This window comes from Haloarchaeobius amylolyticus, from assembly GCF_042678045.1.
Classification (GTDB): Archaea; Halobacteriota; Halobacteria; order Halobacteriales; family Natrialbaceae; genus Natrinema; species Natrinema amylolyticus_A.
This window is the reverse complement of sequence record NZ_JBHUDI010000004.1, coordinates 45,966-64,906: the sequence shown is the minus strand read 5'-3', so window position 1 is coordinate 64,906 and position 18,941 is coordinate 45,966. Positions and strand designations below refer to the sequence as shown.

The following is an 18,941-nucleotide window of genomic DNA, read 5'->3' as shown; positions in this document are numbered from 1 at the left end:
GAGCCAGCGGACACGAAACGGTAACGGAAACGGTGGACAGTGCTCCGACAGAGAGGCTCGGGTTTGCGACCTGAGCCGGCGCTACTTCGCAAAGATGGTGTCAGCCGTCGCCGCGCCGACGACGCTGAAGACCGCGCCGACGCTGACGGCCTTGAACGTGGTTTCAGCAAGTTTTCCGGTCGATTCCGTCTCGACGAACGTCAAAGGAGCTCCAAATAGCAGCGCAAGGACGGTTACCGATCCAAACGTCACTATCATCAACGAGATGAACCGAACCGGGATTCCGGCGACCTCCTGTTCGTCGTCGACGTCGCGGGTCGCGTCCGCTTTGTACAGCGCCGCGTAGCCGATGGCGAAGACGATGGTCACGATCACGAGCGCCTGCAGGATGTGCATGTTCCCCGCGAGCATCCAAACTTCCTCAGTGACCACGAACGGACCTGCGAGCAGGAATCCGCCGACGATCTGCTGGGCAGAGTCCGCGAGCCGGAACTGCTGGGGGCGACGCGGCCGGAGTCTCATACCCAGAGATTACGGCGGGCAGACAAAACGCTCCCGCTCGAGTGTTACTGGTCGCTCGAGTCCCACGGCAGCGTAGCTGCGACATCAGACGAACAGCAACAACGCGGCATACCCCGCCGCGCCGGCGGCGAACGCCCAGAACCGACTCTCGCGCTCGGGTGGCAACTCCTCTTTGATCACGTTGAGGATGATCCCACCGGAGAGAAACGGGACGAACACAGCCACGAGGAGTTCGACGTTCTCGAGGGTGTAGCCAGCGCCGGCGCCGGCGATCACCGCCGCTGCGAGCACCCACCGTCCACGACGGTGGTACGTCCGACCGTGATGCTCGCGGAGGCCGTCGTCGATGACGACGAAGTGCAGCGCCATCGCGACCGAAAACAGAAGTAGGCTCCCGAGTTCGCGATCCCACAGCAGGTAGCCGACGATCGCGTTGTAGGCGGCGAAGGAACTGACGTGGATCCAGAAGACGCCGGTCCCGGCCGAACCAGGTCGGTCCGGGTCTTGGTTCGATTGCCCGACGAGTTGTTCGAGCCCGTAGAAGGTGACGAAGCCAAGCAGGGCGATCAGATAGCCGTGGTGTTCGGCGAAGGCGGTCGGCTCCCCGTACGCTGCCAACGTCGACGCCGCGTCTCCGACGTCCGGCAGGAGATGGACGAAGACGTACGCGACCGAGACGCCGCCGGCGATCGACAGCCACCGGCTCCGGGGGATTCGGCCGCCGACGCCGAGCCGGCCGGCGAAGAAATGGACCAGCGCGAGGGCGCCCGCGGCCGCGAAGACGACCGCGGTGTCGGAACGCAACAATCCGATCGAGAGCATCAGTGATCGTACGTCAACCCCCACGACTGTCGGTCTGTGGCTGGCACGTCATACTGACGCCTGTCAGTCAGTGCCGATGGGACCGCGACCGCCCTGCGGTCCCACCGGTCGCTCGTGACAGCAGCCCGTCTCAGTCGTCGGCGCTGTGCGGGCGCTCCTCGCCGATCGGCATCGCGTCGCTGACCGTCCCAGCCGTTCGCCGGACGAGCCGACCGAACGATCGGCGGCGGCTGACAAACAGCGCCGTCCCGAGGACGATGTAAAGGACGCTGTAACCGAGCAACAGGTCGGTACTCGAGACCGGGAGCACGACGAGCTCACGGATGATGAGGAACTCGAGGACGACCTGTGAGAGGAAGAACAGGAGCAACACGAGCGCCTCCCGGACGGAGATCTCGAACCGGAGTAAGAGGCCGATCGCGAAAAACGACTGGGCGGCGGTCAGCCAGATCTCCGCGGACTGCTTGAAGTCGAACGCGAGGACGCCGTAGCGGCCAAGCGCCAGCGAGTGGACGACGACGAGCGTCCCGATGAGCAGCGTCCACTGGTTGAGCTTCGACGAGATGAGTGCGTTAAAGCCCGCCGTCGACCGTGCCTTGTTGACCAGATAGACGACGACGATGAGCTCCGGCGACTCGGAGGCCAGCGGCGCGATCCACTGGATCATGAAAAAGGAGGGGATGCCGACGCTTTGTCCGAGGTCCTCGAGGCCGTGCGCGAACGGTTCGACGGCCGTGAAGATCATCGCGCCCGAGTAGGCGAACAGCAGGAAAACGGCACCGATGCGGCGAGGCCGCGAAAACCGCTGTAGGTATGCCGGCACGCCGACGTGTTGGGTCTCGGGTTCGGCTCCCCCGCGGAGGATCACCGCGATGTAGCAGACGTACAGGCCGACCAGAAACAGCATGTCGAAGATATCGATTCCGCCGTTAAACGGGACGAAAAACGCCCAGAACGTCGCCACCAGCAGGAACACGATCTCGAGGCCGATGTCACGGTCGAGGGTGACGACATCGGCCAGCAAACCGGGCCGGGTCTCGACGGCGGGATCGGTCGACGCTCCTCGACGGAAGATCGTAAAGAGAGCGATGCCGGCCCAGCCGATGCCGATGAGGATGCGGTTCGCGCCTGTCATGTTGGCGACCGCCAGATTGCCGGCCTCGATCCCGCGTTCGGTGCCCGCGAACTGGCCCGCGTTCCACGCATAGAGGGCGTCGACGGCGTACTCGGGGGCAACTGCGAGGACGGCCAGTACTGCGATCGCGAACGCTCGCGGGACGTCCTTCTCGGCGGTCTCGGCTGCCCAGGCGAGCAGAAACGACGACCCGAGGACGGCGAGTCCGGTCACGGCTACAATCCAGAGCGTCGACAGCGTTCGAACCGCGGCCGGCGCGAACTGAGGCAGGAGATCCGTCGCTCCCCAGACGGCGACCCAGGGGAGCGTCAGTACGAGTGCAACCGAAATCGCGCCGAGCGCTTGTCGTCTCATAGAATCATCTTGAACCGCGTATTGATCGATGTCCTGTAAATTGTCCGCGGCAGTGGCAGTAGTGCCTGCTACTGCTGTGGCCCGCGTTCCTCGAAGGGCTGGACGACCACGAATCCCTCCGATCCCGTAAACTCGAGCTGATAGGTCTCGTCGGAGGACTGACCGATCATGTTCGAGAGGGCGCTGTCCACGTGGCTGGCGGGTGTCGTCTCGCTCCAGGCGACGGTCGCACTGGGATCGGTGCGGACCGGCGGGCGCAGGACCAGCGGCTCGCCGTGGGTCGTGATCGCGACGCTGCCGGGACCCTCGAGGAAGACGTTGGTCAGGCCGCCGGCCGAAATACCCGCGATGCTCTTGATCGTCCGGATTTCGTAGTTCACGCTCGACTCGAACGCGAGGACGTCGTTGCCGTTGACCGAAATCGACTGGCCGGTGTCGAGCTCGAGGAGCTGGATCTTCTTTTCCTGATCGGCGAGATAGAGGTGCCCGGTCCCGGTCGCCTCCATCACCGGCGTTCCCTCACCAGTGGCCTTCTCCTTGAGGAAGCCCGTAATGCCGCCTTCAGCGGACGTTTTCCCCTCGAAGGAGATATCTCCGTCGTAGGCGATCATCGAGCCGGCTTTCGCGATGACGGAGCCGTCGAGGTCGACGTCCAGTAGCTTGTCGTTCTCGAGTTGAAACGTGTCGCCGCCAGCTTTCGGTTCGTTCGCGGTAACGAATTCGTCGACGTTCATGATGAGCGAGCCGGATGGCTCTACCGGCTAGTAGACGGACGCGCTCAAATAGGCACTCAATTCCAATTTCAGGTTTTCGTGACTGCCTGTCAGTCGGCGACCGGCGACCGAACGTCGTCTCGATAGCATTTTCGAAATATATTCAGTAGTTCGAACACGTCACTGAGCTTATGGTAGTCTTTCCACACGGTGACGTTCCACACGCTGCCGTGATCCCGATCGGCGAGCCACCGTCAGCGGCGTGTGCTGCAGTCGCCGAGACGCTACGCGAGACCTTCGAAATGCCGGTCCCGGTCGAGCAGCCGCTCGAGCGACCGGACGGGAACGATCGCGACACCGGAAACGTCCGGGCGTATCTCCGGCAACTCGAGGACGAAACCGACGGGATCGACCTCGCCATCGGCGTCACCGACGGGCGGCTCACACAGACTGCCGGCGACACGCCCCAGTGGGGGCTGTTCGGCGTCGGATACGAGTTCGGGACCGTCGGCATCGTCTCGACGGCGCGGCTGGTCGAGGGAGCTACCCTCTCTGAGCTCGAGCGCAAGCGGCTGGCCACGGAGACGCTCTCGGTCGTCGGCACGATGCTCGGACTCCGGAGCCGCGTTCACGATGATGACGACAGCCCGTGTGCCGTCGCCCCTGGAGAAAGCCGACGCGAACTCGATGCGGCCCCGGCGAGCTATTGTACAGCGTGCTGGAACGCGCTCACGGACGACACGACAGCCCCGAAACCGGACGACTGGATCGTCCGCGACCCCGACGAGTCAGATACGAGCGTGGTCCGCGACGAACACGACGAGCGGAAGTGGTGGCACTACCTCCTGATTCCGGTCGGCTTCGTTGTCCTCGCGGCGATAAAAGGCATCGCGCTGCTGGAGCCGGTCGTCAAGCGGCTCCCGCGCCCCGGCACCGGCTCGCGGCGAGATATCCCCCAGCCGATCCACACGGGCTATCGGATCGTTACATTCTGGACGAACGTCGTTCTCTATCTCGGGGCGATCGTCGGCTGGTCGGTCGTCATCGTCTCGATCCACGACAGGTTCCTCGGCGCGGGGTTTTCCGACGCCGGGCTCGTCGGGCTTCTGGTAGGCAGCGTCGTTCTCGGCGTGTACACGGCCTGGATAATCAAAGCGATCGTCGGCGGACTCTACGATGCCGTCCGGGTCGTCGCCGCCGAGGAGTGGTCGTAACCTAGGCGCCGAGCAAGAACTGTGCGATCCCGGTCAACCAGAGAAACGCTGCGAGACCAATAACACCTTCGAGCACGCCCAGCGAGACGTTCTTTGCGAGCACCCGGCGTCGCTCGGCGAGCAGCGTGTCGGGCGATTTGTCCGAAACGAGACCGCTGCCGTCCTCGTGCGCGGTCACGAGGACCGCTTTTCCGTCGGCCGACGCGCGAGCCTCGTCGGGTACCGCGCGCCCGTAGACGAACACCTCGTCGCCGGGTGCGAGGTACTCGTAGGCAAAGCGGCGGTCGCGCTCGAGTCCCTGCGAGGGAAGATCGTGTTCCTCGACGAACGAGGCGAGGTCCCCATCGAGCGGCTCGTGACTGGCGACGTCCGTCTCCAACTGGCGATTCGCCGAGAGATCCAGTCGCAGGTCCGTGGCGTCGACGCGGACGCGAGTACCCTCGATATCGGCCTCGAGGACGAACGGCGGCGCGACCCGCTCGTCGACGTGAGCCGTCTCGAGTTTGTTCGTGTCCTCGACAGTAACATGATAGCACACCGCTCGCTCTTGCCCGCCGAAGGGCACACGCACCGCGTGGCTGCCGGGCCGAGCCGTCCCCACGAGCGCGGTCGTCCCGAACGCGACCGACTCGAGCGCCGACACGGGCCGGTCGACGATCGCGGCCCGTTCTTCGTACCGGTCGAACCCCGAGCGGACGGTGTCGATCCCAACGAGAACCAGCAGGCCCGAGCCGACGACCAGCGCGGCGTAGAGCACGACCGCGAGGATCATGCGTCGGTGGGACCGACCGCGAGCCGCTCGCCGACGTCGACACCCTCGTGAGCTTCTCGGGAGGCGACGAACGGCTGACGGCGGGTAAGCTGATGATAGCGAGCGAAGATCGACTCCGGAACGGTATACAGCAACGCGTTGTAGCTGGCGACGGCCTCGTTGTACTGCTCGCGGCGGTCCTCCAGCCGTTGCTCGAGGCGCTGGATCGATCGCGAGAGTTCGTCGAACCGATCGTTCGACGCCAGTTCGGGATGTTCGTCCGACAGCGCGTAGACCTCCTCGGTCGCCTCCCGGAGCGAGACCGCGACGGCGGCGGCCTCCTCGGGTGACTGGGCCTCGATCGCGCCCTCGCGAGCGTCGACGATCCCCGCGAGCAGGTCCCGCTCGTGCGCGACGTGTTCGTTGGTCAGGTCGACGAGTTGTTCGAGTTCGCTGCGGCGGCGCTCGAGGAGGACTTCGATATCGGCCCAGGTCTTCTCGCAGCGCTCGTTGGCTTCCATGAGCCGCGCCTGTGCGTGCCCGAGATAGCGGACGACGCTGTAGACGACGAGGAGAGCCCCGAACCCGACGACGACCGTCCCGAAGAGACTCATTCGTTTTTCGATAATTCGTCCGCGTTGAATTATAGTTTTTGTTGAACGATCGGGTGGTGGCCGTGAATCATCGAGACACCGTCGAGGGGAGTCGTCCGCCGTAGCGTACGGGATCGACACAGCGTGGTCACTGAGAGCGAGTCGTCAACTGGGACGGGTCGGGACGACCGGCCACAGTCCGGTTTCGGGGAACGACGAGCGTGACGATACTTCCCCGAGAGTCGGCGTCCTCGAACCGAATCGTCCCGCCGGCTTTCGTGACGACGTGATCGACGAACCACAGCCCCATTCCGTTGCTATGGAGTAAGGCGTCGATCTCCGCATCCCCCGCGATCACCTGCCGTTCCGCGGTTGGGATCCCTGGCCCATCGTCCTCCACTCGGATTTCGACCGTGCGGTCCCGGGAGCGGGCACTGATCGTCACTTCGGGTGTCCCCTGCTCGTCGTGCACGATGGCGTTCTCGACGACCTCCGTGATCGCCTGCTCGAGTTCCGGCAGCGTCCGGAGTTCGAGATCGGCCGGGACGTCGACGGTGAACTCGGCGTCGGGATAGCGCTGCTCGAGCCCGTTCACGATGTCGTCGACGATCGCCGGCAGCTCGAGCATCGTTGCCGTCGACGGGGCAGACAGGAGCTGGACGATCTCCCGTTGTTTGTCTGCCTGGGCGAGCAATTGATCGCTCGCGTCGATGATCCGGGCAGCCATCGACACAATCTCGTCGTTGTCGTCGGACTGCTCTCGTATCAGCTCGGCGTTGCCCGCGATCACGTTCATCTCGTTGCGGATGTTGTGTCGGAGGACACGGGCGAGCACCTGGAGCTGCGTGACGCTCTGGTGGAGGTCGGTCTCCAGCCGTCGCTGGTAGGCCTTCCGTTCGGTGATGTCGTCGTGGATCGCGACGAAGTTCCGAATGTCCCCCTCCTCCCCGAAGATCGGAGCGATCGTCTGGTGGATCACGTATCGGTCGCCGTTTCGACGCTCGTTGACGATCTCGCCCTCCCAGACGGCCCCCGCGAGAATCGTCGACCACAGTTCGTCGTAGAAGGCCGCGTCGTGCTCACCGGATTTGAGTAGCCGGGGATTCCGTCCGTGGGCCTGGGCTGCCGAGTAGCCCGTCATGGTTTCCCAGGCGTCGTTGACGTACTGGATGGTGCCGTCTCGGTCCGTGATCAGGACGGCGTGGCCCGAGTAGTCAGCCGCTTTTTTGAATTTGCGGGCCTGGGCTTCGCGCTGGGACAGCGCCCGGTAGAGCGTCTTCTGAGGCTCTGTAAGCCCCATCTTCACCACCGACAGATAGATCAGATAGAACGAGCCGAGCTTGAGAAAGTGACCGACGGCGTTGGAGATTCCATAGACGTCGACGTAGAACGTAAAAGCGAGCTCCGCACCCATCGTCAGCAGTATCGATCCGACGAGAAACTGGAAGATACGCCGGTTGAACGCCTCCCGTTGGCGGTACAGGAGCCCGAGACTGGCTGCAAAGAGACCAATGACCACGTATTCGCTGCCGACCTTGAATCGCGTCAGACCACTCCCCTCGACGTACGTCTGTGGGAACCAGTCGACGACGAAGATCGACCCGAGGCCGAGGCCGACGACGACGACATAGCCCGCTACGAGGGCAGACAGCGTGTTCCCAGACCACTCGAGGTCGTCTCGCTCGCCGACGACGAGGCCGACGAGCCCCGCACCCAGCAGCGAGGCCGCCTCGAGATACCGCCCCAGGATCCAGAGCTGTGTCGGCAGATCCGGACCAGCACTGGGGAAAACACCCATGCCTTTGTACGCGAGTACGTGGAGCAGGTCGACCCCGCTGACGAACAGATAACTGATACCGAGAATGACGATAAACGATCGGTCCAGTTCCTCACGTGTGTTCCAGGTGATCAGAAATACGACCGCAGCGATGAGAATACTGAGTAGTTCGACGAGGCTATGAAAGAGCAAGAAATTCCGCAGCTGGAGGACATACAGCACACCGAGACCACTGGTCACGCCGACGAGAGAGACCGCGTGCGTCCGCCACCGGGCCACCCTGCTACTGACTGCCACCTGTACTGTCTCCCGTCTCAGTGTGTCGGTATAAGAACATCGGCTGCGTCCGTGGCGGCACCCGAAAGCGGTGTGTAATGTCGTCAGGTTGAATTGAGACGATCGGCAGACGGGGTTCGATCGGAGGCCCCGTCATCGGACGAAAATCAGTACCTTCACTGTCCGAACTCCAAACACACACTCGATGAAGACCAAGCGCCTGTTTCTTCTCCTCATCGCGCTTATCGCAGTGGTCCTCTCTGCCTCCGTCGTCGTCGGCTTCCAACACCACAAGGACGCGCTCTACACGCACGAGGAAACGGAACTCGAGCGAGCGACGATGCACGTCCAGTCCGAACTCGACGGGCAACTCGACGCGCTCCAGCGAACGGCCGAGATCGGAGCGACGAACCCGGAACTGACGCGCCACGGGAGCGCGTCCCAGCGACGGACGCTCGAGACGTTCGTCGAGCGGTCGTCGTTCGCCGGCGCGTCGGTCATCGCCGCCAACGGGACGATGACGAACATCGTCGCCGACTCCGGCAGGCCGGACGACACCGTCGGCGGCGATTTCGGCGATCGCGTCTACTTCCAGCGCGCGATGGCCGGCGAAACCTACGTGAGCGAGCCGATCGAAGCAGAATCCGGCAACTACATTCTGACGATCAGCACGCCGCTGTACGAGAACGGCACGCGTGTTGGCACGCTCAACGCGGCGTTTCACCTCGAGGACGGGGACTTCTTCGCACAGTTTTCGTCGACGCTCGAGGACGGGCAGGGGTTGACGATCGAGTCACAGTCCGGCGAGCGCATTTATACGGCCACACCGTCGCCGAACGCCGACCTGATGGAGCGGCAGACGACGCTCTCGGAGACCGGCTGGACGATTACCGTCAGTGAGAGTCGGGTCCCAATACAGGAGCGGAGCCGAGAACTCACCGTTCTCCAAGGCGGTGCCCTCCTGTTCGTACTCGGTACCCTCTCGCTATTCGGGTGGTGGGTCTATCGGCGGAACCTCGCCCAACTCGAGGAATTGCTGGCCGGCTTCGAGGCGCTCGAAAATCGAGAGTATCAAACGCGAATCGCCCTCGAGGGAGCCGACGAGTGGCAGCACATCGGGCACGGGTTCAACCAGCTAAGTCGAACGCTCGACGGACACATGCGCGAACGCCAGGCGTACGAACGTCGCCTCGAGACCCAGCGAGACAACCTCGAGACGCTGAACCAGGTGTTGCGCCACGATATCCGCAACGACCTTCAGCTCGTCCTCGCCTACGGGGACCTGCTCGCCGACCACGTCGAGGCGGGCAGTGATGGCGAGGAGTATCTGGAGACGCTCCAGGACAGCGCGTCACAAGCGGTCGAACTGACGGAGACGGCACGAGAGATGGCCGACGTGATGCTCACGAACGCGGCCGATCGACAGCAACTGTTCCTGTCACCCGTCATCACGAACGTCATCGAGGACGTCCGGTCACAGTACACCAACGCGGAGGTCGCCATCGAAGGGAGGGTGCCCGAGACGGCTGTGCTGGCAAACGGGATGCTCGAGTCCGTCTTCCGGAATCTGGTGACAAACGCCATCCAGCACAACGACAAGGCGGTTCCGGAGGTGACCGTCTCAGTGGACGACGACGGGAGCGACGTCACCGTCCGCGTCGCGGACAACGGTCCCGGCATCCCCGACGCCCAAAAAGAGGAGATCTTCGGCAAGGGCGAACACGGTCTCGAGAGCGCCGGAACCGGGCTCGGTCTGTATCTGGCCCGGACGCTGGTCGACGCCTACGGCGGCGACATCCAGGTCGAGGACAACGACCCCGAGGGCGCAGTCTTCGTGGTCACGCTCCCCAAAGCCGAGTAGCGCCCGGTTCGCATGGGTCGACCTTTTTCCGGCTGTGACACGTCCATCTCGCGTATGTCCGACCCTGACGTCCGTGGCGCCTGGACCGAACCCGAGGTTGCGGCCTTCTTGGACGAGGCGACGATTCCGATCCGGCTCGCGACCCAGCGACCCGACGGGTCGCTGTGGCTCGTTGCACTGTGGTTTCGCTACCGCGACGGCACGCTCGAGTGCGCGACCGGCGCCGATGCAGCGCTCGTTCGCTTCCTCCGGCACGAGCCGGCGGTCGCCTTCGAGGTCTCGACCAACGACGTTCCCTACCGCGGCGTCAGAGGGACCGGAACCGCCGACCTCGCGCCTGATACCGACAAGACGGTCCTGCGGGCGCTCCTGGAGCGGTATCTCGGCGGGACCGACTCGGAGCTCGCCGCGTGGTTGCTCGACGACGACCGCGACGAGGTACGGATTCGGATCGAGCCCCACGAGTTCTATAGCTGGGATTACAGCGAGCGGATGGGGACAGGCTCGAGCGAGGACACGGCCTAGCGATGGAAGAGAAAATCGGAGTGCGGGACGATCGAGTCCCGCGAACGAAAATGGAACGGACGGAACCGCGCTGGCCGATCAGTCGTCAGCGCTCGGGGCGACCACTTTCGGGTCGTCGGAGTCGTCGGCGCGTGGGAAGTGACCGATCGTCTCCTCGCGGAACGCCTCCTCGTCGAACTCGTAGTCGTCGCCGAGGAAGTCGAGCACGGTGTGGGTGTCCCGCATGGCGTTTTTCAGACACGTCGAGGCACCCGGCGACGGCGTGATGTTGAAGATGATGTCGTCGCCGACGATCTTGGCCTCACCCATGTCGAGCGATTTGTTCTTCGTGTCGACGATCTGTGGGCGGACGCCACCGTAGCCTTTCGCGCGTTCGATGTCCTCGAGTTCGACGGTCGGGACGACCTTCTGGACGTGCGGGAGGAACTGTTTCCGGCCGACTTTCGGCACGTCGTAGACGAGGTTCCGGAGCACGTACGGCAGCAGGATGCGGTCCGCGAGAATGTTGCCGTAACTCAGGAACGCCGACGCGTTCAGGCCGAACACGTCGAGGAAGTCTTTCACCGTCGAGATGCGGCCGCGCTCGAGCGTCGGGACGAGCTTCGCGGTCGGCCCGAAGCGGGTGATGGTGCCGTCGTGGACGTCCGCGTCGCCGTGGACGGCCGCGAAGGGTAGTTTCTTCATCTGGAGCGTGTAGACCTTGCCGTTCAGGAGGCCGTCGTCGGTGTCCGCCAGGAAGAAGCTCCCGGCGATGGGGAGCAAGACCTTGTCCTGCCCGTAGCCGAGTTCCTTCGCCATCTGCAGGCTGTGCGAGCCGGCAGCGACGACGGTGGCGTCACAGTCGAAGCGACCGCGGTCGGTCTCGATCGTGTAGCCGTCGAGCGTCGGCGTGATGTCCGTGACTTCCGTGCCGGTGTAGACGTCGACGTTCGCCTCCTCGCTGGCTTGCTCGACGAACGACTTCGACGTCTCGCCGTAGTCGACGACGTAGCCGTCGGGCGTCTGCAGGGCGAGCATCTCCTTGTTGGGATCGCGGCCCTCGACGACCTTCGGCTCGAGTTCGGCGATCTCCTCGCGGCCGATCGGCCGGAGCTTCGGGAAGAGGTCGCCGAAACCTTCGTCCTCGTAGCGCTCCTCGAGTTCTGCGACCTCCTCGTCGCCGACACCGAGGACCATCTTGCTGCGCTTGGAGTGCATCTCCCGGTCGGGGTCGTGGTTCTCGAGATACCCCGCGAGGAGTTCCGCAGCCTCTTTGACCTCTTCGGCCTTCTCGAGCGTGTAGTTGGTCTCGATATCCCCGAAGTGGAGGGTCTGGGAGTTGTTGGTGTGGTGGGAGTTGATCGCTGCGATCTCCGATTCCTTCTCGATCAGTGCGATCGAGTCGATATCAGTGAACTTCGCGGTCGTGTACAGAAGGGATGCGCCACTGATACCGCCGCCGACGATAACTAGGTCGTATTTACCAGACATTATTGGTTTGTGTGGGTCGGTACTGCATACGCTCGACTCCAGACCTATAACTCATATTTTTTCGTCCGCGTTTTCGACAGCCGTCGATACCCTAATCGACGACTGCAGTCCAAGGACAGAATCGAACGGAGACCGGTTCTCGCGACCGATAAGCGGATCGAATCGAGAAAACATGTGGGTGTGCTAATTACTCTCTGGTTGATAATCAGATTTCTCTTATCGTTTCCCACGGCTGGTGACGGTCCAATATCGACAGTCGACGTACCAACAGCGAAGACCGACCGCGTGCTCGAGACGCTGCCAGCCACGGCGAGTCACTCGCTCGAGTCGGCCTCCTGGTAGATGACGTGGCCGCAGGCCTTGCAGTGGGAGGCGTCCCGATCGTGAGCCGACAGCCCGCAGTTCGGGCACGTGACGTCGACTTTGTCCCTGCGGCTCCACTCGCGGACGATCTTGCTCGCCTGCCACGGGATGACGATGATCCCGATCAGGATCGCCGCCACCGTGACCCACCGGCCTGCGGCCGTGTACGGGATGATGTCACCGAACCCGACCGTCGACAGCGCGACCACGACGTAGTAGAAAGCGTCGCCGAACGTGCTCACCTCGGGATTCGCGGCGTGTTCGGCGCTATAGAAGAGCCCGGCGAAGACGAACAGCAGGACCAGCACCGTCAACAGCAACTTCAGCGCGCGCAGGGCGTTGTCGGAGACCGTTCCGAAAAAGAACTCCGCGTCCTGTGTGAACCGATAGAACCGGAGCGCACGAAGCACGCGGATCGCACGGAGGAAGCCGACATTGGCGATCGTCGCACCCGGCACGACCAGCACCAGAAACGTCGGCAGAATCGCGAGTACATCGGCAACGGTGTAGGGATCGGCAGCCTCAGCGAGGCGATTCCGAGCACCGTACAGTCGCAGGACGTACTCCACCAGAAACACGCTGGCGATGGCGACTTCGAATCGCCAGAGCGTCGCCTGAAGAGCGGCCGAGAGCGGATACGTCTCCGCGACGAAGACGACGACGAACACGAGATTGAGCGCCAACAGCGCGATGTCGATCGCTTTGCCAAGCGGCGTCCGATGATCGAGCAGGTAGAATCGAACGAGTTCCCGACGATCGCGCTGGGTTGGCGACGGGTCGGTCGGCATTCGACGGGACTCTCGGCGGGCGAGCCATGTAGTCCCTCGGGTCCGCGCCTGGACGGACTCCGGCAGATGCGGCGAGCCATGAAAGAAGTGAATCGGTCGATTCTGCGCCTCATCGCGTCGATCGCCTCGCCGGCGATGATCGACGACCTCGAGCTAGAACCGTTCGTCGAGTCCGATCGGGGACGCGACACCTATCGCGAATCGAGGACCGAGTCGCCACCTTCCGACGGCGTGGATTTCGAGGAGTTGCGATCAGTCCTGCGCGACGTCGAGCGGAACTCGCTTTGGTCGCGGTTCATGTAGATCGGTGGGCTGATACTGTCTCTGAACGCCCGGTCACGTCGCGAATTCGCTCGGTGTCTGTCCCGTTTCGCTCGAGATGATCTGGACTGTTCGGGACGAGCCGGCGTGAGATAGCAGGGGTACAGCTATACAATTAGCACGCGTACATTGGCCATGTTATCGAGTGCCACAAACTCGCCGCTCGACGATGTCGAGTTCCTCGCGCGGTCGGAACACCGCGTGGACGCACTCGACGCGCTGGCCAGACGCCCCCGGAGCCGGACCGGCCTCCGAGAGCTGACCGGCGTTTCGCGGTCCACGATCGGACGGACGCTACGCGAACTCGAAGACAGACACTGGATCCGCAGGGACGGCCACCAGTACGAGGCGACGCAGCTGGGTGCGTTCGTCGCGTCGGGAATGCGGGACCTGATCGGCCGACTCGAGACCGAGCAGAAACTCCGCGACGTCTGGCAGTGGCTCCCGTTCGAGGAGAGCGGATTCACGATCGAGATGGCGTCGGACGCGGTCGTGACGGTCGCCGAAAGCGACGACCCGTACCGACCGGTGAACCGATTCGAGTCGCTGCTTCGGGAGACGGACCGGCTTCGATTCGTCGGGTTCGATCTCGCGTTGCTCGAGCCGTGTCGGGACGAACTTGCCCGACGGATCGTCGACGGGATGCAAACGGAGATCATCGATCCGCCGTCGGTGGCCAGGTACATCCGCACGACCTATCCGGAGCACTGTTCCGGCGCTCGTGAGAGCGGGAATCTCACGGTCCGGTTACACGACGACCTGCCACCGTACGGGATCGCCATCTTCGATCGACGAATCGCGATCAGCGGCCACAACCCTGAGAGCGGGACGGTTCGCGTGTTGATTGACACCGACACGCCGGCGGCACGCGAGTGGGCGGAATCGGTGTACGATTCCTGCCGACGTGAGTCTCGATCGCTTGCGCTCGAGGGGGCCCCGGAGTGAGCGTGCATCGAGTGTGGGCTCGCTTGCACCAGGTGCCTTCGTTTCAACGGGTGCACGACGGGCAACGGCTGCACGAACGTCACGAGATGACTACACGAGCCTCGGTCTCGTATCCACGCTCGCTGGAGGCGAACCAAACGATGACGACAGACATGCAATCGGACGAGACGACAGCGCTACAGGTAGCATGCGACACGGAAGTGTCGGGCTGCGTCTTTCTCATGCGTACCGAGGAAGACGACAAGGAACGCCTGTTGGAGATCGCACGCGATCACGTGAGAGAACAGCACGGAAAGGAGTACACCCTCGACGAAATCGAAGCCCAGCACGTAACCGAGGTCGCAGTCGAAACCGAGGCAGGCTAGAACGATGGGGATGAATCGAGCGACGGCTGATCGACACGAGGTAGACCACGAACGCGGGCGCAGAGTACAGACCGGCTCGCTCCTGATGGCGCTTGCGGGCGTTGCCTTCATCGGCTACGGCGTCGTCTTCCTCGCCAGAACGTTCTTCGGAAGCGGCTTCGAACTGGGCGTCGCGACCCTGAACGGCGTCACCCCGGCAGAACTCAATGCAGTCGATCCGGCCGTCATGCACTACATCAATCACCTCCACGTCGCCACGTCGGCGTTTATCATCGCCACCGGGATCGCCATCACGGCGTTGGCGTGGTACGGTGTGCGAAACGGACTTCTGTGGGCGTGGGCGACGGCGATCGTCACCGCCGTGGTCGGACTGGCCATCGCACTCCCGATGCACTACGCCGATCTCTTCGCTCACAACTGGCTGACGCACCTCGGCCCGATCTATCTCGCAACGATCGTGTTCGTGGGAGGGGCCATACTCGCCTATCCGGGCGTTCAATCCGAGTCTCAAACGGCAGAATCCAGCGGGAATACCGAGGCATAGGGCCTCGTCTCGCTCACCAACTATCTCGGTGACACAGGGGTAGACGGGGAGCCTCGATACCCGACCGAAACCGATCATCATGGCCTCGAGTGGCGCATCGCCTCGAGAGCCTCGGCCACGAAAATCGAATCGGGAGCGGATCTGCCCGCGTGATCGTCATATATAGTAACCACCGACCGTCACTGCACACCCGATCGTACGGCTACTGTGCGATCGGTGTCTAACTCGATTCAGTTGGTCTATAGATCGTCCGGGCTCTGAAAGTGACGAAACGCTGTTGCACTCGAGGCAGAGTCGGTCCATCGTCGACTTCAGTGGCTGCGGAGAGTCGACTAGACTTTACGTGTGCATCAGCAGTACTACACGTGAATTCTACAGAGGTCCGTCGCCAGTGGGCAGAACGATCCGGCGAGTACTCACCGGAATATTACGCCTACTACGGGCCGGACGAGACGAGCGAAACGATCCGCAGTATCCTCGAGCGGTTCGTCGGCCGAGACGCATCTATCCTCGAACTCGGCTGTAGTTCGGGCCGTCACCTCGCGCATCTCCACGACCACGGCTTCGAGAGCCTGTCCGGGATCGACGTCAACGACGACGCGTTCGACGTGATGGCCGAGACTTACCCCGAACTCGCCGCTGACGGGACGTTCTACCATGACTCGATCGAAGCCGTCGTCGGAGAGTTCGACGACGGCCAGTTCGACGTCGTCTACTCGGTCGAGACGCTCCAGCACCTCCATCCCGACGCCGAGTGGGTGCTCGAGGACCTGGCCCGAATCACTGCCGATCTCCTCATTACGATCGAAAACGAGGGCGAGGGAGAGCGTGACGGTTCAGAGTCAGCGACCCCCAACGTGAGCTACGTCAACGACGACGTCCCGCTGTACCACCGCGACTGGAACCGGGTGTTTACCGAGTTGGGCTTGCTCGAGGTCGAGGCCACGTCGGGCAAGCGAGATACCGTTCGAACGTTCCGCTCGCCACAGGCCTAATCGTTAATTGTACACGTCGACAGTCTCCTCCGTGTCAAAGTCGATGGTCTCGACACTCACGACACTGGTTGTGCTCTCGCAGCAACGTGCAGGTTGCGGGCCTAATCTCCCCGTTCGTTCCTGTTCCTGTCTGGATCGAAAGCTGGCCTCGGCACTCGAATGGGAATGACTTACAAGTGTCCTCGTGGTCCGTTCGTGGCCGTTCGAGATCGGTTTCGAGTCTGCGCAGACGACGGCGAACGACCACAAGAGCGGCGACAGAGACGGGGTGACATCATAATGACGACAGAAATAACGGAACTCGTTCGACGCGACCCGGAGGAGGTCTGGACCGAGGGCAACCTCGACGTGATCGAAGAGATATACGCGGAGGAGTTCGTCCTCCACGACCCGGCCGCGCCCGATGAGCCACGAGGTCGCGACGACTACAGGGACTACGTCGAACGCTATCGTAAGGCGTTTCCCGATGTCGAGTACGAGATCGAAGACGTGATCGCCGAGGGAGAGACCGCGGCCCTTCGATACACCGCACGCGGCACGCACGAAGGCGAGTTTGCTGGTATAGAGCCGACCGGTGATCGAGTTTCGGTGTCGGGGATGGAGATGTACCGCGTCGAAGACGGAACGATCACCGAGATGTGGACGAGTTACGACGCTCTCGGGCTGTTCCAGGAACTGGATGTTATCCCATCGCTCGAGGAGCTCGGTGAGGATTCGGACGGCTAGTCGACGGGTCGTGTGAGGACAGTAAATCGGTGGCCTCGGCACTCATAGGGCTCGTCACCACCGGATGCCGAGTCCGGCTCGGAGCGGGTGTATCGTCATCGGCCACGCGAGCGTAGGGCCGTCGCTCCAAAGACGGTTTGGATTCGTCAGAACAGGGTCCGCGTTACGCCGCTTCGTCCGTGTTTCCGGATGCAAACGCCGCGTTCCACTCGTCGACCAGGTTCTCGAGTCGCGCCCGGTTGCGGTGGGAGAACATCCGGGGGGCGCGGTCAGTCGCCGTTCGTGGGTCCTCGAGCGGGGTCGTGGTCGTGCTCGCGGGTGTCGCTTGCGTTCGGTCGGGCGTCGGTTCAGGTTCGGGCTCGGATCGGGTCAGGTATTCTGTGTGCATGTCGGTCGGGTGTTAGTGTCGTCGTAATCGGTACTGGTCGGCGAGGAAGTCAGGCTGCTACGTGTACGACCGACATCTGTACACCCTCGTACCGCCCCCATGGTTATAAAAGTTCATGATAAATCTCGTCTCCAGACGATGGTGTCAGTAACCAACCATCATGGGGAGAAGTGTCAGTGGTGGGCTGCCGTCGAACCGAGTCCGATGATCGACTTCGGCGGACGGACACCGAGCCGATGTGCGTGATCGAGAACTGTCGTCTCCGGTTGACGCTCCGACAGCTTGAGAACCAGTCCCAGTGATCCCTCGAGTATCGATGGCTGGTGACGAGCGTGACGATGACGCTGTGGCGGACATCAGTTTCGTGGTGCCGGCGCAAAACGAGGCCGACTACCTCCCGGGGTGTCTGGCGAGTCTGACCACGCTGGAGACGGCCTCCGAGTACGGGGTGTTCGTCGTCGACGGCGACTCGAGCGACGACACGCCGGCGATCGCTCGCGAGTACGGCGCAAGGGTCGTCCACGAGGCGGGTGAGAGCATCGCGGCGGCACGAAATCTGGGGGCCGAACACGCGTCCGGCGAGTGGCTGGCGTTTATCGACGCCGACACGCGGGTGCGAGCGACCTACCTCACTGAACTCCTCGGATTCGTCGCGGCCAACCGCCTCGCGGCCGCGAGTTCGTACTGTCGGATCACCGGCCCTCACCGCGCGAAGGTCATGGAGGCGACGATCAACCACGTCTTCTCGCGGCTCGAGCGGCCGATCTTGCCGGGCTTTAACTGCTTCGTCCACCGACGCGCGTTCGAGGAAAGCGGTGGGTTTCCCGAGGTGCCGAACGAGGATACGGCCTTCAGTCGGCGGTTCGCGAGCCGCTATCCGACAGCCTACTGTCCGACTATCCTCGTCGAGACGTCGGGGCGACGAATCGCCAGGTCCGGACTGACGGGGACGCTGTGGCACTATCTGCAACTGGACCGCGAGCGGCTCCGGACGGAGTACTGAGTCCGATCGCCCGACCGCGCCGCGTACCGGGGCTCACGGGCACCCGCTCAAGGCCTACGCTTTTCCCGGTCGCCGTGGGCGATTGCGCTGTGTCGACCGTACCACCGGAGGCGGAACGATTGCTCGAGCGCGAGCGCGTGATGGCCCACCTGGGCACCTGCGTCGAGGGACGGCCCCACGTCGCGCCAGTCTGGTATCGGTACGCCGACGGCGTCGTCGAAATCGTGACGACGGGCCGGAAGCTGGCGAACATCAGGCAGAACCCGCGAGTCGCTCTCTCGATCCAGAAGGACGACGCGGGGCAGACACAGTGGATGGTGTCGCTGCTCGGCACGGCGACGGTGGTCGAGGACGAAGACGAGACGGCCGCAGCCCGTCGCCGGATCAACGAGAAGTACGGTGTCGAGCCCGACGCCTACGCCGAGAACACGCTGGTCCGGATCGAGGTCGGTTCGGCGACGTATCGCACCTACTGACCGGCCGGTTCGAC

21 protein-coding genes are annotated in these 18,941 nt (G+C 63.2%); 11 read left to right on the top strand and 10 right to left on the bottom strand.

Going from position 1 to position 18,941, the window contains the following annotated elements; genetic code table 11:
* Positions 1–81: 81 nt before the first annotated feature.
* The 4 genes from ACFR99_RS06525 to ACFR99_RS06510 form a co-directional block, all read right to left on the bottom strand.
* Complete coding sequence (locus ACFR99_RS06525) at positions 82–522, bottom strand: DUF2391 family protein (RefSeq protein WP_390285545.1); 441 nt, start codon at positions 520–522, stop codon at positions 82–84.
* Between the two features lie 84 nt (positions 523–606).
* Positions 607–1,344, bottom strand: coding sequence for a hypothetical protein (locus tag ACFR99_RS06520; protein ID WP_390285543.1), 738 nt, complete (start codon positions 1,342–1,344; stop codon positions 607–609).
* A gap of 130 nt (positions 1,345–1,474) precedes the next feature.
* The gene (locus ACFR99_RS06515; protein ID WP_390285541.1) at positions 1,475–2,833 is read right to left on the bottom strand and encodes a sodium:calcium antiporter; all 1,359 of its coding nucleotides are present in this window, start codon (positions 2,831–2,833) and stop codon (positions 1,475–1,477) included.
* A gap of 68 nt (positions 2,834–2,901) precedes the next feature.
* The gene (locus ACFR99_RS06510; RefSeq protein WP_390285539.1) at positions 2,902–3,567 is read right to left on the bottom strand and encodes an AIM24 family protein; all 666 of its coding nucleotides are present in this window, start codon (positions 3,565–3,567) and stop codon (positions 2,902–2,904) included.
* Positions 3,568–3,737: 170 nt separating this feature from the next.
* Here ACFR99_RS06510 and ACFR99_RS06505 point away from each other — a divergent pair, with 170 nt between their 5' ends.
* Positions 3,738–4,760 carry a peptidase zinc-dependent gene (locus ACFR99_RS06505; protein ID WP_390285537.1) on the top strand — a complete coding sequence of 341 codons (1,023 nt, stop codon included), beginning with the start codon at positions 3,738–3,740 and terminating at the stop codon, positions 4,758–4,760.
* 1 nt (position 4,761) lies between these two features.
* Here ACFR99_RS06505 and ACFR99_RS06500 read toward each other — a convergent pair whose 3' ends face one another.
* The 3 genes from ACFR99_RS06500 to ACFR99_RS06490 form a co-directional block, all read right to left on the bottom strand.
* Positions 4,762–5,532, bottom strand: a complete 771-nt coding sequence (locus ACFR99_RS06500; RefSeq protein WP_390285535.1) for a hypothetical protein — start codon at positions 5,530–5,532, stop codon at positions 4,762–4,764.
* Positions 5,529–6,125, bottom strand: a complete 597-nt coding sequence (locus tag ACFR99_RS06495; protein WP_390285533.1) for a LemA family protein — start codon at positions 6,123–6,125, stop codon at positions 5,529–5,531. The genes ACFR99_RS06500 and ACFR99_RS06495 overlap by 4 nt, the downstream gene beginning before the upstream one ends.
* A gap of 127 nt (positions 6,126–6,252) precedes the next feature.
* The gene (locus tag ACFR99_RS06490) at positions 6,253–8,178 is read right to left on the bottom strand and encodes an MASE3 domain-containing protein (RefSeq protein ID WP_390285531.1); all 1,926 of its coding nucleotides are present in this window, start codon (positions 8,176–8,178) and stop codon (positions 6,253–6,255) included.
* A gap of 184 nt (positions 8,179–8,362) precedes the next feature.
* On the opposite strand from ACFR99_RS06490, the gene ACFR99_RS06485 reads away from it, so the two are divergent.
* Positions 8,363–10,018 carry a sensor histidine kinase gene (locus tag ACFR99_RS06485; protein WP_390285529.1) on the top strand — a complete coding sequence of 552 codons (1,656 nt, stop codon included), beginning with the start codon at positions 8,363–8,365 and terminating at the stop codon, positions 10,016–10,018.
* A gap of 54 nt (positions 10,019–10,072) precedes the next feature.
* Positions 10,073–10,543 (top strand): pyridoxamine 5'-phosphate oxidase family protein, encoded by a 471-nt coding sequence (locus ACFR99_RS06480; RefSeq protein WP_390285527.1) that lies wholly within the window; start codon positions 10,073–10,075, stop codon positions 10,541–10,543.
* 78 nt (positions 10,544–10,621) lie between these two features.
* Here the strand turns inward: ACFR99_RS06480 and ACFR99_RS06475 are convergent, their stop codons facing one another.
* Both ACFR99_RS06475 and ACFR99_RS06470 read right to left on the bottom strand, forming a co-directional pair.
* Positions 10,622–12,013 carry an FAD-dependent oxidoreductase gene (locus ACFR99_RS06475; RefSeq protein WP_390285525.1) on the bottom strand — a complete coding sequence of 464 codons (1,392 nt, stop codon included), beginning with the start codon at positions 12,011–12,013 and terminating at the stop codon, positions 10,622–10,624.
* 314 nt (positions 12,014–12,327) lie between these two features.
* A complete protein-coding gene (locus tag ACFR99_RS06470) occupies positions 12,328–13,164 on the bottom strand; it encodes a potassium channel family protein (protein ID WP_390285523.1) in 837 nt (278 codons plus the stop codon).
* 78 nt (positions 13,165–13,242) lie between these two features.
* Here ACFR99_RS06470 and ACFR99_RS06465 point away from each other — a divergent pair, with 78 nt between their 5' ends.
* The 6 genes from ACFR99_RS06465 to ACFR99_RS06440 all read left to right on the top strand — a co-directional run bounded on the left by ACFR99_RS06465 (position 13,243) and on the right by ACFR99_RS06440 (position 17,060).
* Positions 13,243–13,467: a hypothetical protein gene (locus ACFR99_RS06465; RefSeq protein WP_390285521.1), complete on the top strand. Its 225-nt coding sequence runs from the start codon at positions 13,243–13,245 to the stop codon at positions 13,465–13,467.
* A gap of 153 nt (positions 13,468–13,620) precedes the next feature.
* Positions 13,621–14,430 carry a helix-turn-helix transcriptional regulator gene (locus tag ACFR99_RS06460; protein WP_390285519.1) on the top strand — a complete coding sequence of 270 codons (810 nt, stop codon included), beginning with the start codon at positions 13,621–13,623 and terminating at the stop codon, positions 14,428–14,430.
* 152 nt (positions 14,431–14,582) lie between these two features.
* Entirely contained in the window at positions 14,583–14,795 is a 213-nt protein-coding gene (locus tag ACFR99_RS06455; RefSeq protein WP_390285517.1) for a hypothetical protein, read from the top strand.
* A gap of 4 nt (positions 14,796–14,799) precedes the next feature.
* Positions 14,800–15,339 (top strand): hypothetical protein, encoded by a 540-nt coding sequence (locus ACFR99_RS06450; protein ID WP_390285515.1) that lies wholly within the window; start codon positions 14,800–14,802, stop codon positions 15,337–15,339.
* A gap of 365 nt (positions 15,340–15,704) precedes the next feature.
* The gene (locus ACFR99_RS06445) at positions 15,705–16,334 is read left to right on the top strand and encodes a class I SAM-dependent methyltransferase (RefSeq protein ID WP_390285513.1); all 630 of its coding nucleotides are present in this window, start codon (positions 15,705–15,707) and stop codon (positions 16,332–16,334) included.
* 279 nt (positions 16,335–16,613) lie between these two features.
* Positions 16,614–17,060 carry an ester cyclase gene (locus tag ACFR99_RS06440; protein WP_390285511.1) on the top strand — a complete coding sequence of 149 codons (447 nt, stop codon included), beginning with the start codon at positions 16,614–16,616 and terminating at the stop codon, positions 17,058–17,060.
* Positions 17,061–17,223: 163 nt separating this feature from the next.
* Here ACFR99_RS06440 and ACFR99_RS06435 read toward each other — a convergent pair whose 3' ends face one another.
* Positions 17,224–17,448 (bottom strand): hypothetical protein, encoded by a 225-nt coding sequence (locus ACFR99_RS06435; RefSeq protein WP_390285509.1) that lies wholly within the window; start codon positions 17,446–17,448, stop codon positions 17,224–17,226.
* Positions 17,449–17,764: 316 nt separating this feature from the next.
* On the opposite strand from ACFR99_RS06435, the gene ACFR99_RS06430 reads away from it, so the two are divergent.
* Positions 17,765–18,451, top strand: coding sequence for a glycosyltransferase (locus ACFR99_RS06430; protein WP_390285507.1), 687 nt, complete (start codon positions 17,765–17,767; stop codon positions 18,449–18,451).
* A gap of 89 nt (positions 18,452–18,540) precedes the next feature.
* Positions 18,541–18,927 carry a pyridoxamine 5'-phosphate oxidase family protein gene (locus ACFR99_RS06425; protein ID WP_390285505.1) on the top strand — a complete coding sequence of 129 codons (387 nt, stop codon included), beginning with the start codon at positions 18,541–18,543 and terminating at the stop codon, positions 18,925–18,927.
* Positions 18,928–18,941: the final 14 nt, after the last annotated feature.

What these genes read in the sequence shown, in the direction of transcription:
- ACFR99_RS06525 (WP_390285545.1), bottom strand. Translation starts at nt 522, where the DNA reads ATGAGACTCCGGCCGCGTCGCCCCCAGCAGTTCCGGCTCGCGGACTCT.
- ACFR99_RS06510 (WP_390285539.1), bottom strand. Translation starts at nt 3,567, where the DNA reads ATGAACGTCGACGAATTCGTTACCGCGAACGAACCGAAAGCTGGCGGC.
- ACFR99_RS06430 (WP_390285507.1), top strand. Translation starts at nt 17,765, where the DNA reads ATGGCTGGTGACGAGCGTGACGATGACGCTGTGGCGGACATCAGTTTC.
- ACFR99_RS06515 (WP_390285541.1), bottom strand. Translation starts at nt 2,833, where the DNA reads ATGAGACGACAAGCGCTCGGCGCGATTTCGGTTGCACTCGTACTGACG.
- ACFR99_RS06460 (WP_390285519.1), top strand. Translation starts at nt 13,621, where the DNA reads ATGTTATCGAGTGCCACAAACTCGCCGCTCGACGATGTCGAGTTCCTC.
- ACFR99_RS06470 (WP_390285523.1), bottom strand. Translation starts at nt 13,164, where the DNA reads ATGCCGACCGACCCGTCGCCAACCCAGCGCGATCGTCGGGAACTCGTT.
- ACFR99_RS06475 (WP_390285525.1), bottom strand. Translation starts at nt 12,013, where the DNA reads ATGTCTGGTAAATACGACCTAGTTATCGTCGGCGGCGGTATCAGTGGC.
- ACFR99_RS06465 (WP_390285521.1), top strand. Translation starts at nt 13,243, where the DNA reads ATGAAAGAAGTGAATCGGTCGATTCTGCGCCTCATCGCGTCGATCGCC.
- ACFR99_RS06505 (WP_390285537.1), top strand. Translation starts at nt 3,738, where the DNA reads ATGGTAGTCTTTCCACACGGTGACGTTCCACACGCTGCCGTGATCCCG.
- ACFR99_RS06455 (WP_390285517.1), top strand. Translation starts at nt 14,583, where the DNA reads ATGCAATCGGACGAGACGACAGCGCTACAGGTAGCATGCGACACGGAA.
- ACFR99_RS06450 (WP_390285515.1), top strand. Translation starts at nt 14,800, where the DNA reads ATGGGGATGAATCGAGCGACGGCTGATCGACACGAGGTAGACCACGAA.
- ACFR99_RS06520 (WP_390285543.1), bottom strand. Translation starts at nt 1,344, where the DNA reads ATGCTCTCGATCGGATTGTTGCGTTCCGACACCGCGGTCGTCTTCGCG.
- ACFR99_RS06495 (WP_390285533.1), bottom strand. Translation starts at nt 6,125, where the DNA reads ATGAGTCTCTTCGGGACGGTCGTCGTCGGGTTCGGGGCTCTCCTCGTC.
- ACFR99_RS06500 (WP_390285535.1), bottom strand. Translation starts at nt 5,532, where the DNA reads ATGATCCTCGCGGTCGTGCTCTACGCCGCGCTGGTCGTCGGCTCGGGC.
- ACFR99_RS06435 (WP_390285509.1), bottom strand. Translation starts at nt 17,448, where the DNA reads ATGCACACAGAATACCTGACCCGATCCGAGCCCGAACCTGAACCGACG.
- ACFR99_RS06440 (WP_390285511.1), top strand. Translation starts at nt 16,614, where the DNA reads ATGACGACAGAAATAACGGAACTCGTTCGACGCGACCCGGAGGAGGTC.
- ACFR99_RS06485 (WP_390285529.1), top strand. Translation starts at nt 8,363, where the DNA reads ATGAAGACCAAGCGCCTGTTTCTTCTCCTCATCGCGCTTATCGCAGTG.
- ACFR99_RS06480 (WP_390285527.1), top strand. Translation starts at nt 10,073, where the DNA reads ATGTCCGACCCTGACGTCCGTGGCGCCTGGACCGAACCCGAGGTTGCG.